A 16147-nucleotide genomic window follows, 5' to 3' on the forward strand; every position below is an offset into this window, starting at 1 on the left:
GCTTCCCTTCCATGGTGGCGACCTCAGCATTCCGACGGCCCCGCACAGTGTCGAGGCCTCTAACAGGGCGATCGCCGATGGTTCCCGCGGCTCCCACTGCCAGCACATACCGCGCCGCGTGGACGAGCGTCTCCCGGTGCCTTGCCCCCGCCGGGAGGCTCCGGGAGGCGCCCCGCTGCCAGGTGCGGCGGCGGAGCCAGCCGCTGAAACCGATAACCATGGAGAAAGCGGCGGACCCGGCCGCGATCAGCAGCGCGGCGTACCAGGGAACCAGCATGGGAACGGATGCGCAGGCACCGAGGGCGAGGATGGCAAAGAACGGGCCATTGGGCTTAAGCCGGACCCGGTCCGAGTAGGCGGACCCCAGTCCGGCCAGCACGGCCTCCACCGCAACGAGCCACCAGGAGTGCAGGTGGTTCACGGACAGGACAACGCCCACCGTAACGCCGCCCAGGAGCACGAGGGCGGCCTGGGCCTGGTGGATAAGCCGCAGCTGGTGCGGTTCGGCCCGTCCGTACATTCCAGTCAGCGCACCGAACACCGCGTACATGATGAGGTCCGTCCGGCCTGCAGCCAGGAGGAGCAGCGACGGGACTGCCACACCGGCGGCCACCCGCAGTGCGGCCAGGTGGTCGTTACTGGCAGGTTCCAGCCGGTGGAGGGCGCGCACCTGTTCCGCTACGCGCTTCATGGCCTGTTGTCCCCGCCTGTTCCCTTGCCTGTCTTCTACTGATTTCCCGGAAATTATCCCGGGCCAGTGCCGGGGGAGTCATTTCCTCCGGCAGCAGGCGGTCATACAAGGACATCCGCGTGGTGCCGGGCGCGGCAGCCTGGCGCCCGAGCACGGCGAAGGCCCGCCCGGCATGCCTCCCCCAAGGAAGCATGCCGGACGGGCCCTGTGGAAGCGCGGGCTGCACGAAGGTGCTAGACCCCGGCCGGAACCTTCTGGTCCTGGGAGTTGTCCGGGGAATCCTTGCCGGCGGCAACTGCGTCCTGGATGTCCTGGGTTTCGAACGGCAGCTCGTCCAGGTCGATCAGCGGGTTCTCGTCCTGGGTCGCCACCAGTTCCTTGGCCTCGGCCTGGGTGTCCACGCTGGGCATGGAGCCCGGGAGCGGACGCTGGGCGGATTCCTTCAGGAAGTAGATGGCCACCGCGCCCACCAGGGAGGTGCCCATCAGGTAGTAGGCAGGCATCATGTCGTTGCCGGTGGCGCTGATCAGGGCCGCCACGATGAACGGTGTGGTTCCGCCGAAGATGGCCACGGAGAAGTTGTAGGCGATACCCATGGCGCCGTAACGGCTGGACGTGGGGAACTGCGCAGGCAGGGCCGAGGCCAGGTTGGCCACGTAGAACGTCACCGGGAAGGCGATCAGGGCCAGGCCGGCCAGGGTGGACCAGACTTCACCGATGCCGATGAGCATGAACGCCGGGGCGGCCAGGATGACGGTGCTCAGTGCGCCGATCCACAGCACAGGACGGCGGCCGATCCGGTCGGACAGCTTGCCCGTCAGCGGAATGCAAAGGCTCATGACCACCAGCACCGGGATGGTCAGCAGGGTGCCGTGCACCTCGTCGTAGCCCTTGGACTCCGTGAGGTAGGTAGGCATGTAGGAGGTCAAGGCGTAGCCTGCCGTGTTGGCGGCGGCCACCAGGATCATCGCAACGATGATGGAGCGCCAGTAGGCCTTGACGATTCCCACCGGGCCCTTGGCAGCAGCGTCATCGGAGGCGGCAGCGTTTTTGGCGATGTCCTCCTGGGCGTCCAGGGTGGCCTGGAACTGCGGGGACTCCTCGATCTTGCTGCGGAAGTAGACGGCGATCAGGCCCAGCGGACCGGCAACCAGGAACGGGATGCGCCAGCCCCATTCCTCCATGGCGGCCTGTCCCAGCCCCAGTTGCAGGGCGGACACCAGCGCGGCGCCGAGGGCGAAGCCCAGGTAGCTGCCCATGTCCAGGAAGCTCGCGAAGAAACCGCGGCGCTTGTCCGGGGCGTACTCGCTGACAAAGGTGGTGGCGCCCGCATACTCGCCGCCGGTGGAGAAACCCTGGACGATCTTGAGCAGTACCAGCAGGCCTGCGGCCCACAGCCCGATCTGCGCGTAGCCGGGAAGCAGGCCGATGGCGAACGTGCTCGCGGCCATCAGCATGAGGGTGGCGGCAAGGATCTTCTGCCGGCCCATCTTGTCGCCCATCCAGCCGAAGATCACGCCGCCCAGGGGACGGGCGATGAACGTGGCAGCGAAGGTTCCGAGCAGGAACAGGGTCTGCGTGGTGGGGTCGGACTCCGGCAGGAAGACAGGCCCCATGGTGGTGATGAGGTAGCCGAAGACGCCTACGTCGTACCATTCCATGGTGTTGCCCACGATGGTTCCGCCGAGTGCCTTTTTGAGCATCGGCTGGTTCACCACGTTGACGTCGGATTCCTTAAGCCGGCGGCGCGGCAGCCGCCGTGGTTTTTTCGCAGCCTTGGGGGCTGCCAGATCTGTTCCGCTGGCGTTCCTGGCGCCTGCTGAAGAGTCGGTCATGCTTCGGTCTGTGGGCATTTGGGCAACTCCTGGGGAGGTCATTTGCTTGCGACTTGTAGCTGCCCCGCTCCGGGCAGGCCTTCAATTTTACGGGAATTCCGTAGCGCACGGCCCCGGAATGCCGTAGCATCGACCATTTTGGGCCTGTTCCAGCGTGCGATTCGGGGTGACGTTCCCGCTTCTTCCCGCGCCAATGCAGGGAATACAAGATGATGTGGCCATCGTTACCAAATCTTTTTCGGCGCAGCCGCCCCTTATGCCCCTTTGGACGGACGCCCGTACCCTAAGTGTGATCGGGGCCATGGCCTGTGCCTGTCGTGAAGGCGGCCATTTCCTACCTGCCGGCATGCCGCCGTCGGCCTTTCCAAATCCCGGGGCAAAGGGGTTCACAGGCGGCTGCCCGGTGCCTATGGTGGAGCAATGGAAAAACCTTCTTCTTAAGCAGGCGGACCTGTGTGCCCGGACAGCGTCCGGCTGCACCCCGCCGTTCCTTTCAGGCCTGCGCATCGTGAGCCGGGGATGTCCCGGCAGCAGGCCGGCTGCGCAACTCCGCTGGCGCGTCCAGCGGTTCCCCGGGGCCCCGGCCGCCGGGCAACACTTCAGTTCACTGCGGAAAGGAAAATCACATGGCTGACAACCGTGAAACCCACATCAAACCCGAGCTGGCAGACCACCTTGCGGCGGCCATGAACACTCCGGACCTGCCCGGACCGGCTATCACTGGCGGGACGGGAATGCCCAGGCAGAACTCGTGGCCGGACGGCAACGGGAAGCGCCGGCACCCGAAGGAGCGCGGCTCCGGACAGGGGAGGATGGGCCACGAAGCAGCGGTGACGGCCGTGCACCGCACAAGCCGGCCGCAGATGCCGCACTCGTCCTAGGCCTGGCCGGTTTCCGCCGGCGCCACATATAACAGCTATCGACACGGAAATTGCCTGGTGATCCCATTATTTGGGGGCGCCAGGCAATTTTCGCGTCGCGGATGAATCTTCGCGTCAGTGGTTCGTCTCAGGTCTCGCGGACCACCTCGGACGGATCCTTGTCCAGCCGCCAGCCGCGCCACCGTGGATGCCGCAGCCGCCCCGGGCCCGTCCACTCGCTGTACGTCACCTCGCCCACCAGTTGCGGCGCCACCCAGTGCGCGTCCGCTGCATCGGGACGGGGGACGTCGCGGAAGGGTGACGTTTTCCTGGCCAGCCGCTCCACCGTCTGCCGGAGTTCGGCCAGTTCGCGCGTGCTGAAGCCGCTGCCCACCCGGCCCACATACTGCAGCTTGTCGCCGTCGGGGATACCCACCAGTAGCGATCCAACGGTGTCCTGGCGGCCGCCCTTGCCCGGCCGCCAGCCGCCCACCACCACTTCCTGGGTCTGTTCGATCTTGAGCTTGATCCAGGTGCGGGTGCGCTGCCCGCTCACATAGCGGCTGTCCGTCCGCTTGGCCATGACCCCCTCGAGGCCCAGCTCGCGCGCGCTCTCGAGGATGTGGTCGATGCGGTCGTCCAGCACGAGCGAGAGGTCCACGGGGCAGCCGGAGGGGCGGTAAAACTCCTCCAGCCGCTCACGCCGCTTGCTGAGCGGAAGCCGGCGGAGGTCCGTTCCGCCGTCGGACAGCAGGTCGAAGAGAACCAGCCGGACGGGGATGGCCGTGCGGGCTTTTGCGACGTCGGCAGGCCGGGTGAGTTTCATGCGTCCCTGGAGCAGCCCGAAGTCGGGCCGGCCGTCCCCGCCGACGGCCACAATCTCGCCGTCGGCCACGAAGGGCTGCTCGGGCCAGCAGGAGCGGTCCGTTAGTTCCGGGTAGGTGCGGGTGACGTCGTTGCCGTTGCGGCTGAAGATGCGGACGCGCTGCGCGTCGGCCACGAGGATGGCCCGCACGCCGTCCCACTTGAGCTCGAACTGCCAGTCGCTGCCCTGCAGGTCTGCCGGGTCACCGGCAGTGGCCATCATGGGTCCGAAATCTTCGGGGGAGGGAGCGGTGTCTGCCTTGGTCGCGGCTTCCGTCGATGCTGCGTCCTTTTGCGCCGCTGCCGGTGAAGGGGCCTTCGGCCCGGCAGCTTTCCCCGCTGGATCCCCGGCACTTTCCCCTTGCCCGGCCGCGGGGGCTGCGTACCGCCGCCGTCCGCCTGCCTGCTCCTTGTCCATGAGATGGATCAGCCACTGCCCCTCGGCATCCCTGCCCTGCCCGCGGCCGGTGTGGATCAGCGCGAACCTCTTCGGGCTGCCCAGCCCGCCGCCCTCCAAACCGTGGAGGGTGACGATGACCTCGCGGCCGTTGATCCACTTGTGCAGCTCATAGGTGCCGGTGTCCCAGATGGTCATCTCACCGGCGCCATATTCCCCCTTGGGGATGGTGCCGTGGAACGTGAGGTAGTCCATCGGGTGGTCCTCGGTCTGCACGGCGAGGTGGTTCTTGCCCCCGGATTCGGGGACGCCCTTGGGGATGGCCCAGGACACCAACACGCCGTCGTGCTCCAGCCGGAGGTCGTAGTGCAGCCTGCTGGCGTGGTGCTCCTGGATGACGAACGCGTCGCCGCTTCCGGCCGCACCGCTGAACGGCTCGGGCGTGGCCTTCGGATCACGCATGGACCGGTACTTGGCCAGCCGGGGATTCGCGTCGTGCCCTTCGGAGCCCGCTGCTGACCCGCCCCGTGTTAGCCCGCCGTGCGTTGACCCGCCGTCTCCGGACCCGTGGTCCGCTGCCTGTCCGGACGCGCTGACGACGACGGCGAACGGGTCCTTCCCGTCCTGCACCCGGCGCAGGACCTCGTGGTAGTCCAGGTGCTTCAACCGGCTGGAGCTGATCTCGCGCCACGTCCGCGGGGCGGCCACCATGGGCGTGGGCCGGCCCCGCAGGGAGTACGGCACGATGGTGGTCTTGGCTGCGTTGTTCTGGCTCCAGTCCACCAGCACCTTCCCTTTCCGGAGCGTCTTCTTCATGTCGCTGACGGCGAGGTCCGGATGGTCGGTCTCCAGGGCCCGGGCGAGTTCGCGGGCGAAGGCGGAGATCTGGTCCGAGGTCTGCGTCCCGTCCAGCGGCGCGTACAGGTGGATGCCCTTGCTGCCGCTGGTGACGGGGACAGGGTCCAGCCCGACGTCCTCCAGGATGGACCGTGCCAGCAGGGCCACCTCCCGGCATTCCGGCAGGCCCGCGCCCTCACCCGGGTCAAGGTCCAGGACCAGGCGGTCCGGGTTCAGCTGGTTGCCGTGCGAATCCACGCGCCACTGCGGCACATGGATCTCCAGTGAGTTGATCTGTCCGAACCATGTCAGCGTGGCGGGATCGTTGACCAGCGGATAGTAGATGGTCCGGTCCTTGTGCGTGATGGCGGCGCGGGGCAGCCAGCCTGGCGCCGAATCTTCGAGGTTCTTCTGGAAGAACACCTCTCCGGGATGCTCCGCGGTCCCCACTCCGTTGACCCAGCGTTTCCGCGTTGCCGGCCGGTTGGCGGCGGCGGGAATCAGGACATGGGCCACGGCGGCGTAGTACGCCAGGACGTCCGCCTTGGTAGTTCCGGTCTGCGGATAGATGATTTTGTCCAGGTTGGTGAGCGTCAGTTCACGGCCCGCCACCCGGACACGATCCTTACCTGCGGGCATGGGTCTTCACCTCCGGCCCGGACTGATGTTGACTGTAGGGATGAGAGCCATCTGGAAGGGTGCCATCGCATTCGGGCTGGTCAACGTGCCCGTCAAGGTCTACAGCGCCACTGAGGATCATGACATCAGTCTGCACCAGGTTCACAATGCCGACGGCGGCCGGATCCGTTACCAGCGCCGGTGCGAGGTGTGCAGCGAGGTGGTCGACTACTCGGACATCGAGAAAGCGTACGAGGAAGACGGCCGGACGGTGATCCTCACCAAGGATGAGCTCAAGGCCATTCCGGCGGAGAACAGCCACGAGATCGACGTGGTGCAGTTCGTCCCGTCCGAGCAGCTTGAACCCATGATGTTCGAGAAGAGCTACTACCTGGAGCCGGACTCCAAGTCGCCCAAAGCGTACGTGCTGCTGCGGCGGGCGTTGGAGGACACGGACCGGGTGGCCATTGTGCAGTTCGCGCTGCGGGAGAAGACGCGGCTGGGCGCGCTGCGCATCAAGGACGATGTCCTGGTGCTGCAGTCCCTGCTGTGGCCGGACGAGGTGCGGGAAGCCAACTTTCCCGCCCTGGACGCGTCCATTAAGATCTCGCCCCAGGAACGGGAGATGTCCGCCGCGCTGGTGGAGTCCATGGCGGCGGATTTCGACCCCGAATCCTTCACGGACGATTACCAGGTCCAGCTGCGCACGCTCATCGAAGCCAAGCTTGAGCAGGGGGAGTCGCTGGATACGGAAGCAACCTTCGGTGTGGAAGCGGGCGAAGGCGGCAAGGGCGAAGTCATCGACCTGATGGAGGCGCTGAAGCGGAGCCTGGACAAGAAGCGCGGGGGCGGGGCCGCTGCCCCAGCCGAGGAATCGGACGAGGAAGAAGTGGAAGAGGAGCCGGCCAAGCCTGCCCGCAGGGCTTCCGGATCGCGCGTGTCTTCCGGTGCGAAGACTGCAGAATCAGGAACCACCAAATCCACCGCTGCCAAATCCACCACTGCAAGGTCCACCACGGCGAAGACCACGGCCTCAAAGTCCACGGCGTCCAAACCGGCTGCCACGAAAACGTCCGGCACCAAGGCCGCAGCCTCCAAGACGACGGCCGCCAAGACCGCAGCCACCAAGAGCACAGGCACCAAGACGGCGTCCGAAAAAACCACGGCGTCGAAGCCGGCCACAACCAAAGCCCGCAAACCCGCATAATCCCGCAGATCCCTTTACAGCCAGTGCCCGCACGTCCACAATGGCTGAATCGCAGCCTCCGCTGTGCACACAGCGTGCTGCCACTCATCCCGAACGGAACGGCAGAGGGGCGCGGACATGAACGACCAAACGGAAGCGGCGGAGGCGGACCGGGCTCTCAAACAGAAGCATCGGGCCATGTGGGCGTCAGGGGATTACCCGGCCCTGGCGGATGAGATGCTGCTGGAATTGGGCGCCATCCTGGTGGAAGCCTGCGGAATCACGTCCCGCCACCGGGTTCTGGACGTGGCGGCCGGCTCCGGGAACGCGGCCATTCCGGCGGCGATGATGGGCGCCAAAGTGGTGGCCAGCGACCTCACCCCCGAGCTTTTCGAGGCGGGCCGCCGGGAGGCGGCAAACAGGGGAGTGAGCCTGGACTGGCAGGAGGCGGACGCCGAGGCCCTGCCGTTCGGCGACGCCGAGTTTGATGTGGTGATGTCCTGCCTGGGCGCCATGTTCGCGCCAAACCACCAGAAAGCCGCCGATCAACTGGTGCGGGTGTGCAAACCCGGCGGGACCATCGGCCTGCTCAGCTGGACCCCGGAAGGATTCATCGGCCGGATGTTTGCCGCCATGAAACCCTTCGCACCGCCGCCCCCGCCCGGTGCGCAACCCGCGCCGCTGTGGGGAAGCGAGGACCACGTCCGGGAGCTGCTGGGGAACAGCATCACCGAAGCCAAGGCCCGCAAGCAGACACTGGCGGTGCGCAGCTTCCACCAGCCGGCCGACTTCGTGCGCTACTTCAAGTCCCACTACGGCCCCACCATCTCGGTCTACAAGTTCATCGGTGAGGACGCGGACAAGGTCAAAGCCCTCGATGCCGCGCTCACGGAACTCGCCGACTCCTTCGGCGACGCCCACGGTGACACCCCCTTCCAGATGGAATGGGAGTACCTCCTGTTCACGGCGAAAAAGGCGCAGTGATGGCCGGCGGCCACGTTGCGACCCCGTCCGTCGCCATCGACGCGGACATCCCGGAGAACTACCACACCCTCACTTGGACACTTGAGGCGCAGAACCAGGGGACCCGGCTCACGCTCGCCCAGGACAACAACGCCACGGAACAGGCGGCCGCGCACGCAAAGGGCATGTGGGACAAACTGGTGGGCGACGTGAAGGCGATCGTCGAGCGCGGCTGATGAGACGTCCCCGCCAGGCGGGCAGGCGCATTAAGCCAAGCGGCCGCCGTCGGACTTTCCCCAAAGGAAGGCCCGACGGCGGCCGCCGGCTCAGTGCTCGAAAGCAGCGAGGCTGCTACTCGGCGTCGTGGTCCGTTTCCAGGATCCGGACCAGGCGCTCCAGTGCATCGTCGGCGCCGTCGCCCTCGGCTCGGAGGACTACCTTGTCGCCGTGCGAGGCGCCCAGGCTCATGAGCGAAAGGATGCTTGCCGCGTCCATGGCCTCGTCTGCCGGCTCACCTTCGCGGGCAATGGTGATGTCGAGGTCGAACTCGCCGGCCGCCTCGGCGAAGATGGCGGCGGGGCGGGCGTGCAGGCCTACTCGGCTGGCGACGGTTGCGGTGCGTTCTGGCATTGCTGCTCCTTTGTCTTTCGGCTTGCTGTTGGTCCAGTGCCGGATAAGTAATGATTGGCCGGTCAGACCGTGGCGGGAACGCTCTCCACGGTATCAGCGGTCTGGCGGACGGCCCAGCGCTTGAGAGCGATCACTGAGAGCGCGGTAACGATAGTTCCTGCCACAATCGCCACGACGAACATCAGGAAGTTGTCGATGGCGAAAAACACGAAGATACCGCCGTGAGGTGCCTTGGATCCTACGGCCGCCGCCATTGAGATTGCGCCCGTGACTGCTCCGCCCAGCATGCTGGCAGGGATTACGCGAAGCGGGTCAGCGGCTGCGAACGGGATGGCCCCTTCGGAGATGAAGGAAGCACCCAGCAGCCATGCTGCCTTTCCGTTTTCACGCTCAGCCAGGCTGAAGCGCTTCTTGTCCAAGACCGTTGATGCCAGGGCCATTGCGAGCGGCGGCACCATACCTGCGGCCATGACGGCTGCCATGATCTGCCACGGGGCCTGGTTGTCCAACGTTGCGGCACCAAGGCCGGCGACGGCGAAGGCGTAAGCGACCTTGTTGACCGGGCCGCCGAGGTCGAAGCACATCATGAGGCCCAGGATGACGCCCAGGGCGATGGCGCTGGCGCCGGTAAGGCCCGACAGCCACCCGTTCAGTCCTTCAGTGAGCGCAACGATCGGTCCGCCAAGAACCAGGAACATCAGGCCGGAGGCGAAGATGGAGGCAAGCAACGGGATGATGACAACGGGCATCAGGCCGCGCAGCCAACGGGGAACAGACCAGGTTCCAATCAGGTGCGCCATGTAACCGGCCAGTAGGCCGCCGACGATGCCGCCCAGGAAGCCGGCACCCATGAATCCGGCTACGGCACCGGCAACGAAGCCGGGGGCGATGCCGGGCCTGTCAGCAATGGCGTAGGCGATGTAGCCTGCCAGCGCGGGGACCAGGAAGCCCATGGACAGGGCGCCGATCTTGAACAGAACGGCGCCGAGGTAGGCACCCAGCGGGCCGATGGCCTGTTCCGGGTATTCAGTGGGCAGGTTGAAGAAGCTATTCGTGGTCACGATGGTGTCCGCGAAATCGGTGATGAGGTAGCCGCCCAGCAGAAAGCCCAGTGCAATCAGCAGGCCACCGCCGGCAACGAACGGGATCATGTAGCTGACGCCAGTCAGCAGGGCCCTCTTCAGCTTCTGGCCGATGTGCTCGCCCTTTTCGGCTGCAGCCTGGTCGGCCTGTTCCTCGGCTCCGAAGTGCGGGACGCGGCGGGCGTTGGGGTCCGAAGCTGCGGCGAGCGCCTCTTGGACCATCTTGGCGGGCTCGTCGATCCCGCGCTTCACGGGCGCATTGATGACAGGCTTACCGGCGAAGCGCTCCTTGCCGCGCACATCCACGTCCACTGCGAAGATGACGGCGTCGGCAGCCGCGATGACGGCGGGATCGAGCGGCTTGGCACCGGAGGAACCCTGGGTTTCAACCTGCAGGTCAACGCCGGCTTCCTGGGCCGCAGCGACGAGGGAATCGGCTGCCATGTAGGTGTGCGCGATGCCGGTGGGGCAGGCGGTGACGGCAACAAGGCGCTTCGGACCAGCGGGGGCGGAACCAGCAGATCCCGAGTCTGCCACGGCGGAAGCTCCGGACTGCCCAGAAGCGTTCAGGGTGCCCGCTCCGGTGCCGGCAACGGCACCGGCAGCTACCGGAGCTGCAGCGGCATGGGCTGCGGGCTTGTCAGCCAGCGCACCGTCCACCAGTTCCACGATCTCCTGGCGGGAGGAAGCGTTGCGCAGCGCCGCTGTGAAGTCCTTTTTAATCAGGGACCTGGCGAGCTTGGACAGGAGCTTGAGGTGGGCCTGGTCCGCTCCATCCGGTGCTGCGATGAAGAAGATCAGGTCCGCGGGACCGTCCTTGGCGCCAAAGTCCACCTTGGGGTCGAGGCGGGCCATGGCCAGCGTGGGCTCGATGACGGCGGCGGAGCGGCAGTGCGGGATTGCGATGCCGCCGGGGATGCCAGTGGCAGTTTTCTGCTCCCGGGCGAAGGCGTCTGCGAAGAGGCCTTCAACTTCTGATGCGCGTCCGGTGGCAGCTACTTTGCTTGCCAGGTGCCGGATCACCGTCTCGGGGGAATTGCCCAGGTTCTGGTCGAGCTCGACCAGTTCCGTGGTGATGAGCTGGGTCACTGTCAATCCTTTCGAAGGGCCGTGATGGTTACGGCATCCGGGGTGGTTTGGTGTACTGCCGGAACTGTAGAACCGGGCAGGGAGGCGGCTGCGGCACCGTGGGCCACAGCCTGACGAAGGCAATCGGCCGGGGATGCACCCTGGCCGTGGGCGAGCAGATAGCCGGCCAACGCGGAATCGCCCGCGCCCACCGTGCTGACTGCGGTGACCGGCGGATGCGTGGCCAGCCACGCGCCGTCGGCCGTTACCAGGACAGCTCCCTTGGATCCGAGAGTTGCCAGCACAGCACCCACACCGGCTCGAACGACAGCGGCAGCGGCTGCCGCTGCGGCCACCGGGTCCGCTTCCAGTTCGTCAGCGGTGGCCGGGGCAAAACCGGCCGCGGTGGCCAACTCTGCCAGTTCTTCGGCGTTGGGCTTGAGGAGGTCCGGCATGCCTGCCGCGCCGCCGGTAAGGGCGGCGGCGAGTGGCTGGCCGGATGAGTCGACGGCGATCAGCGGCGTCCGTTCCGGGGACGCGCCGTCGGCGGATGAACGCAGGCGTTGGGCCGCCGTTGCGTAGAAATCGGCCGGGAAGCCCGGCGGCAGCGAGCCGGCCAGGACCACCCAGCTGGCACCGCGGGACGTCTCCAGCAGCAGCTTGAGCAGGGCCTCCTGCTGGTTTTCATCCAGGGCGGGGCCGGGCTCGTTGATCTTGGTGGTCACGCCGCCGGGCTCGGTGAGGGCAACGTTGGTGCGGAGTGGCTCGTCGATGGGCAGCGAGGCGAACGGCACGGCGCTGTCCCGGAGGCCGGCAAGCACGGGATCGCTGTCCGCACCCGGGAGCACGGCCATGGACTCCAGGCCGGAGGCCACCAGGGCGCGGGACACGTTGACGCCCTTGCCCCCCGACTCCTGGCTGACGGATACGGCGCGCTGCACCTCGCCCCGTTCCAGGGGGCCGGGCAGGGCCACGGTGCGGTCCAGGCTGGGGTTTGCGGTGAAGGTGACGATCATGCGATCACCACGTCAACGCCGGCTTCTTCCAGGGCGGCTGCGAGTTCCGGGCCTGGTTCGCTGTCTGTAATCAAGGTGTCCAGATCTTTCAGTGAGGCGAATTGGACCAGGGTTTCCGTGTCCAGCTTGGAGGAATCGGCCAGCACCACAATGCGGCGCGCCGAATGGACGAAGGCCGCCTTGACGGCGGCTTCTTCAGGATCGGGAGTGCTCAGTCCGAAGCTTGCGTGGATTCCGTTGGTGCCTAAGAAGGCGATGTCCGGGCGGATTCTTGCCGCGGAGTCCACGGTGGCCTGGCCCACGGCTACCTGGGTGATTCCGCGGACCCGGCCGCCCAGGATCTGCAGTGCGATGCCGGGGACATTGGAGAGCTTGGCGGCGATGGGCACGGCGTGGGTTATGGCCACGAGTTCGGGCCGGAGTTCAGTTGATTCGGTTGGATCGACGGCGGAGCGGCGGGAAAGCATGTCCGCCAGGACTTCGGTGGTGGTGCCGCCGTCAAGCAGGACGCTGGCGGCCTTGTTGCGGGGGATGAGGGCAAGCGCGGCCTCGGCGATCCGGCTTTTCTGGTCGGGGCGCTGGATGGCGCGGTCGGTGATGCTTTCCTCAGTGGTGCTGAACCGGTCCGCCGCTACGGCGCCGCCGTGCACGCGGCGTACTGTCCCTGCAGTCTCAAGGGTGGCAAGGTCCCGGCGGACGGTTTCGGTGGTGATGCGGAAGCGCTCGGCCAGATGGGTCACGCTGACCCGGCCGCTGCCGGCAACAAGCTCGGCAATCTTCTGCTGGCGCTCCTCGGCGAACACATACCCTCCGTTGCGTAGGTTGCTGGTGCTGGGATTAGCGATGCGGCCGCTGCTCGGGGTTTCCGAAGCTGGGTGACTGACATCACATGATGTTGGGTTACTTGACTTTATCTTTGCTTCTGTTGGTTTGTCAATGGAAACCAACACGAAACAAAACGCCGACCCCGACCCCAGAGCTCTTGTCCAGATAAGGCGACTTATCCGCCCTGGAAGTCGCTTTATTTGGACAAAAAATCCAACGGGAAAAGCGAAGGCCGGGCCGGACCGCTGTGGTCCGGCCCGGCCTCCCGGGTGTGTAGGGCATCTGGTGACCCAGGCATGTCGTGCCTTTATTTAGGGCTTCGGGTGGGCTAGAGCCCGCCGTCCCGGCTTTCATTGCGCGTGATGCGCTCGCCGGTGTTCGGATCCACCACCGAGCGGGTCTCGCTGATGCGCCGGCTGCGCCCGGGGGAGGCAAGGATGAGGGATGCAATCAGCCCAATGACGCCCACGGCTATCAGGATGTAGCCGATGAGCACCTGGTCGACGGCGGGGATCAGGCCCGGAGCAACCGCCCAGGCAAGGATGGCGCCGAGGGCGATAAGGAAAATGGAGGATCCGATTCTCATGTCTTGCTCCTTCTGGTCGAGGATGGGCGTTGTCTTAGCCCGCGACAGATGCTAAGCATGCTGTCTGTTAATCGCAACGCTACAGCCCTGTGGGGCCCTGATCAACGATGTGGGAGGCCGCTGCGCGTTTCATCTCTGTAACGGCTGGCTAGGCTGGTCCGATGGAAACGGTTGTGTGGTCCAAGCCCGAGGACCAGCGCGCAGGCACTCCCTTGCTGGTGATGATGCACGGCTACGGTACGGACGAGTCCCGCATGGTCCGGCTCTTTGACTACCTCCCCTCCGAATTCACCTTCGCCGCCCTCCGGGCCCCGATGCCCATCGGCGACCACTACGGCTGGTTCCTGCTGGACTATTTCCTGGTCAACGACTTCGCCGATGTCATCTCGGCCACCAATGCCGTGCATGGGTGGGTCAATACAGTCAAGGGCCAGCACACGAGCGTCAGCCTGATGGGATACTCGCAGGGCATGGCCATGGCAAGCACGCTGCTGCGGCTGCATCCCCACGCCTATACGTCGGTAGTAGGACTCTCCGGCTTCGTCCTGAACAACGAACTGCTGGCCCTCACAGACTCCTTCGACGCCAAGCCGCCCTTCTTTTGGGGCCGCGACAAGGCGGACCTCGTGATCAACGACGATGCCATCGCCTACACCGCGGACTGGCTCGAGAAGAACACCCTCCTGACCAGCAGGACCTACCCCGGCATGGGGCATGCAATGTCAAAAGCGGAAATGGTTGACGTCAGCGCCTTCCTCCGCCACTACATCCTCCGCTGAGCGCTGAAACATGGAATTCCGGCGTGCGATTTCCGTCACATTCAGACCCGCGTCACCAACTGCAAAAAAACAGTTGCACGCCAAATTTGTAAGCGCTTACACTCATCTTCGGCAACTCATGAGGCTTTGAACTGGGCGGATAAGGAGGCGAGGGACATGGAGGCAACAAACCGCCGCCACGAGCCTGCGCAGTCCCGGTTCGTGCCGGCACCCCATCGGAGCATGACGCGGCAGATTTCTGTTCCCCCAAGTTGTCCTTCACCGGCAACAGGCACATGATGGAAGACGTATCTGGACCAGCAGGGACCCCGCGCCGCAGCAATTTCCGCCGGCAGCCGCGCCTCTGCTGGTCACCCGGGCACCGAAGCCACCTCCCCCATACTCCGTCTTCACGGCTGCCCGCCGTCTGAAAGGACAAACCGCAGATGACTGCATCGCCTGCCACAGAGACTGCCGCCTGGACCGGCGCTTCTGCCATCCTGTTCGACCTGGACGGCGTGCTGACCCCCACGGCCACCGTGCACGAACAGGCCTGGCAGGAACTGTTTGATGGCTACCTCGCCTCACAACCGGAGGTGGCGGCATACCGCGAAAGCGACTACTTCGACCACATTGATGGCAAGCCGCGCTTCGACGGCGTCCGCGACTTCCTGGCCTCCCGGGGAATCGTGCTCCCCGAAGGCCCCCTGGATGACGATCCGGCCAACTCCACCGTCCAGGGCCTGGGCAACCGGAAGAACCGCATCTTCAACGACATCGTCAGCACTGGCGTCGAACCGTTCGAGGGCTCGGTGCGGTTCCTCCGGGCCGCGCTTGAACGCGGGCTGAAGGTCGCCGTCGTCTCTTCCTCCCGGAATGCGCCGGCGGTCCTGGAAGCCGCCGGGCTCAGTCACCACTTCCCCGTGGTGGTGGACGGCGTGCTGGCGGCCAAGGAAGGCCTGCCCGGCAAACCCAGCCCCGCCACCTACGAATACGCTGCCCGGCTGCTGGGACTGGCCACCGAGGAATGCGTTGTGGTGGAGGACGCCGTGTCCGGAGTCCAGGCAGGCCAGGCAGGTTCGTTCCACTCGGTCATCGGCGTGGACCGCGGCGCCGGCCGGCAGACCCTCCTCGACGCCGGGGCAACGCTGGTGGTCCAGGACCTGCAGGAACTGGTGCCCTAACCACCGTCAGCAGGACGATGGCAGCTGTTTCCCCGCAGCAGCCATCCAGGCACCGCACCCCCTTCGAATAACATTTGCCGGCACGGCCGGCAGCTCAGTAAACGCCAAAAGGACCCCAACACCATGGCACTCATCACCGCAGACCGCGAGCGGTTCCCGAATATCCCCTGGCAGCTCGTCGAGGCCCGCCACGCGCCGGGCGACGCCGGAACCCTGGAGACGCTTTTTGCCCTCGGCAACGGGCACCTTGGAATCCGGGGCGCGCACTGGGCCGCCGCGGACGCTGAGCTGCCGGGCAGTTTCATCAACGGACTGCACGAGATCTGGGACATCAAGCACGCCGAGAATGCCTTTGGGTTCGCACGGACGGGCCAGCGCATCCTGTACATCCCTGATGCCAACAACTTCACCGTGAGTGTTGACGGTGAGCCCCTCAGCCTCGCCGAATCCGAGGTTCTTGACTACCGGCGGACCCTCGACTTTGCCACCGGCGTGTACGAGTGCCGGATCACGTGGCAGTGCCGCTCCGGCGCCACCGTGACCACCACGGAACGCCGGGCCGTGGGCTTCGAGTCCCGGGGCAGCCTGGGCATCTCCCTCTCGGTTGCCACGGACCAGGAGGTGTCACTGGATGTGACGTCTTCCGTTATCAACCGGCAGGACCAGCCCGTCGAGGACCACTCCGTCCATGATCCGCGCCGTGCGGGCCGGCACGCCGGGCGCGTGCTGCTGCCGCTGCGGCTCGAC

Annotated in this window: 13 protein-coding genes and 2 pseudogenes; 7 read left to right on the top strand and 8 right to left on the bottom strand. The window is 66.0% G+C overall.

Features of this window, described 5'->3' with window-relative positions; genetic code table 11:
- Both AC5RTT_RS17345 and AC5RTT_RS17350 read right to left on the bottom strand, forming a co-directional pair.
- Positions 1 to 691: pseudogene (locus AC5RTT_RS17345) on the bottom strand (hypothetical protein); the annotation flags it as partial.
- A 233-nt stretch (positions 692 to 924) separates the two neighbouring features.
- Positions 925 to 2544 carry an MFS transporter gene (locus tag AC5RTT_RS17350; protein WP_494052650.1) on the bottom strand — a complete coding sequence of 540 codons (1620 nt, stop codon included), beginning with the start codon at positions 2542 to 2544 and terminating at the stop codon, positions 925 to 927.
- A gap of 608 nt (positions 2545 to 3152) precedes the next feature.
- On the opposite strand from AC5RTT_RS17350, the gene AC5RTT_RS17355 reads away from it, so the two are divergent.
- The gene (locus AC5RTT_RS17355; RefSeq protein WP_494011742.1) at positions 3153 to 3407 is read left to right on the top strand and encodes a hypothetical protein; all 255 of its coding nucleotides are present in this window, start codon (positions 3153 to 3155) and stop codon (positions 3405 to 3407) included.
- Positions 3408 to 3534: 127 nt separating this feature from the next.
- Here AC5RTT_RS17355 and AC5RTT_RS17360 read toward each other — a convergent pair whose 3' ends face one another.
- On the bottom strand, positions 3535 to 6123 hold the full coding sequence (locus AC5RTT_RS17360) for an ATP-dependent DNA ligase (RefSeq protein ID WP_494146232.1): 2589 nt from the start codon (positions 6121 to 6123) through the stop codon (positions 3535 to 3537).
- A 40-nt stretch (positions 6124 to 6163) separates the two neighbouring features.
- On the opposite strand from AC5RTT_RS17360, the gene ku reads away from it, so the two are divergent.
- The 3 genes from ku to AC5RTT_RS17375 all read left to right on the top strand — a co-directional run bounded on the left by ku (position 6164) and on the right by AC5RTT_RS17375 (position 8487).
- On the top strand, positions 6164 to 7309 hold the full coding sequence (ku, locus tag AC5RTT_RS17365) for a non-homologous end joining protein Ku (RefSeq protein WP_494146233.1): 1146 nt from the start codon (positions 6164 to 6166) through the stop codon (positions 7307 to 7309).
- A gap of 117 nt (positions 7310 to 7426) precedes the next feature.
- Positions 7427 to 8272, top strand: coding sequence for a class I SAM-dependent methyltransferase (locus tag AC5RTT_RS17370; RefSeq protein ID WP_494146234.1), 846 nt, complete (start codon positions 7427 to 7429; stop codon positions 8270 to 8272).
- Positions 8272 to 8487 carry an SRPBCC family protein gene (locus tag AC5RTT_RS17375; RefSeq protein WP_494146235.1) on the top strand — a complete coding sequence of 72 codons (216 nt, stop codon included), beginning with the start codon at positions 8272 to 8274 and terminating at the stop codon, positions 8485 to 8487. The genes AC5RTT_RS17370 and AC5RTT_RS17375 overlap by 1 nt, the downstream gene beginning before the upstream one ends.
- A 115-nt stretch (positions 8488 to 8602) precedes the next feature.
- Here the strand turns inward: AC5RTT_RS17375 and AC5RTT_RS17380 are convergent, their stop codons facing one another.
- From AC5RTT_RS17380 to AC5RTT_RS17400, 5 genes are all read right to left on the bottom strand, one after another.
- Positions 8603 to 8881: an HPr family phosphocarrier protein gene (locus AC5RTT_RS17380; protein WP_494146236.1), complete on the bottom strand. Its 279-nt coding sequence runs from the start codon at positions 8879 to 8881 to the stop codon at positions 8603 to 8605.
- A 62-nt stretch (positions 8882 to 8943) separates the two neighbouring features.
- Positions 8944 to 11052, bottom strand: coding sequence for a PTS fructose transporter subunit IIABC (locus AC5RTT_RS17385; protein WP_494146237.1), 2109 nt, complete (start codon positions 11050 to 11052; stop codon positions 8944 to 8946).
- Positions 11053 to 11054: 2 nt separating this feature from the next.
- Positions 11055 to 12047 (bottom strand): 1-phosphofructokinase family hexose kinase, encoded by a 993-nt coding sequence (locus AC5RTT_RS17390; protein WP_494052656.1) that lies wholly within the window; start codon positions 12045 to 12047, stop codon positions 11055 to 11057.
- Positions 12044 to 12850 carry a DeoR/GlpR family DNA-binding transcription regulator gene (locus AC5RTT_RS17395; protein ID WP_494146238.1) on the bottom strand — a complete coding sequence of 269 codons (807 nt, stop codon included), beginning with the start codon at positions 12848 to 12850 and terminating at the stop codon, positions 12044 to 12046. The genes AC5RTT_RS17390 and AC5RTT_RS17395 overlap by 4 nt, the downstream gene beginning before the upstream one ends.
- A 350-nt stretch (positions 12851 to 13200) precedes the next feature.
- Positions 13201 to 13458, bottom strand: a complete 258-nt coding sequence (locus AC5RTT_RS17400) for a DUF6458 family protein (protein WP_494146239.1) — start codon at positions 13456 to 13458, stop codon at positions 13201 to 13203.
- Positions 13459 to 13619: 161 nt separating this feature from the next.
- Between AC5RTT_RS17400 and AC5RTT_RS17405 the strand changes: the two genes are divergently transcribed.
- The 3 genes and pseudogenes from AC5RTT_RS17405 to AC5RTT_RS17415 form a co-directional block, all read left to right on the top strand.
- Positions 13620 to 14237, top strand: a complete 618-nt coding sequence (locus AC5RTT_RS17405) for an alpha/beta hydrolase (RefSeq protein ID WP_494146240.1) — start codon at positions 13620 to 13622, stop codon at positions 14235 to 14237.
- Between the two features lie 425 nt (positions 14238 to 14662).
- Positions 14663 to 15400, top strand: coding sequence for an HAD family hydrolase (locus AC5RTT_RS17410; RefSeq protein ID WP_494146241.1), 738 nt, complete (start codon positions 14663 to 14665; stop codon positions 15398 to 15400).
- Positions 15401 to 15523: 123 nt separating this feature from the next.
- Positions 15524 to 16147: pseudogene (locus AC5RTT_RS17415) on the top strand (glycoside hydrolase family 65 protein); the annotation flags it as partial.

Source organism: Arthrobacter sp. Y3221157 (assembly GCF_059089865.1).

Excerpts from the sequence above, each read along its gene's own strand:
- AC5RTT_RS17350 (WP_494052650.1), bottom strand. The coding sequence starts at position 2,544 with ATGCCCACAGACCGAAGCATGACCGACTCTTCAGCAGGCGCCAGGAAC.
- AC5RTT_RS17355 (WP_494011742.1), top strand. The coding sequence starts at position 3,153 with ATGGCTGACAACCGTGAAACCCACATCAAACCCGAGCTGGCAGACCAC.
- AC5RTT_RS17360 (WP_494146232.1), bottom strand. The coding sequence starts at position 6,123 with ATGCCCGCAGGTAAGGATCGTGTCCGGGTGGCGGGCCGTGAACTGACG.
- ku (WP_494146233.1), top strand. The coding sequence starts at position 6,164 with ATGAGAGCCATCTGGAAGGGTGCCATCGCATTCGGGCTGGTCAACGTG.
- AC5RTT_RS17370 (WP_494146234.1), top strand. The coding sequence starts at position 7,427 with ATGAACGACCAAACGGAAGCGGCGGAGGCGGACCGGGCTCTCAAACAG.
- AC5RTT_RS17375 (WP_494146235.1), top strand. The coding sequence starts at position 8,272 with ATGGCCGGCGGCCACGTTGCGACCCCGTCCGTCGCCATCGACGCGGAC.
- AC5RTT_RS17380 (WP_494146236.1), bottom strand. The coding sequence starts at position 8,881 with ATGCCAGAACGCACCGCAACCGTCGCCAGCCGAGTAGGCCTGCACGCC.
- AC5RTT_RS17390 (WP_494052656.1), bottom strand. The coding sequence starts at position 12,047 with ATGATCGTCACCTTCACCGCAAACCCCAGCCTGGACCGCACCGTGGCC.
- AC5RTT_RS17400 (WP_494146239.1), bottom strand. The coding sequence starts at position 13,458 with ATGAGAATCGGATCCTCCATTTTCCTTATCGCCCTCGGCGCCATCCTT.
- AC5RTT_RS17405 (WP_494146240.1), top strand. The coding sequence starts at position 13,620 with ATGGAAACGGTTGTGTGGTCCAAGCCCGAGGACCAGCGCGCAGGCACT.
- AC5RTT_RS17410 (WP_494146241.1), top strand. The coding sequence starts at position 14,663 with ATGACTGCATCGCCTGCCACAGAGACTGCCGCCTGGACCGGCGCTTCT.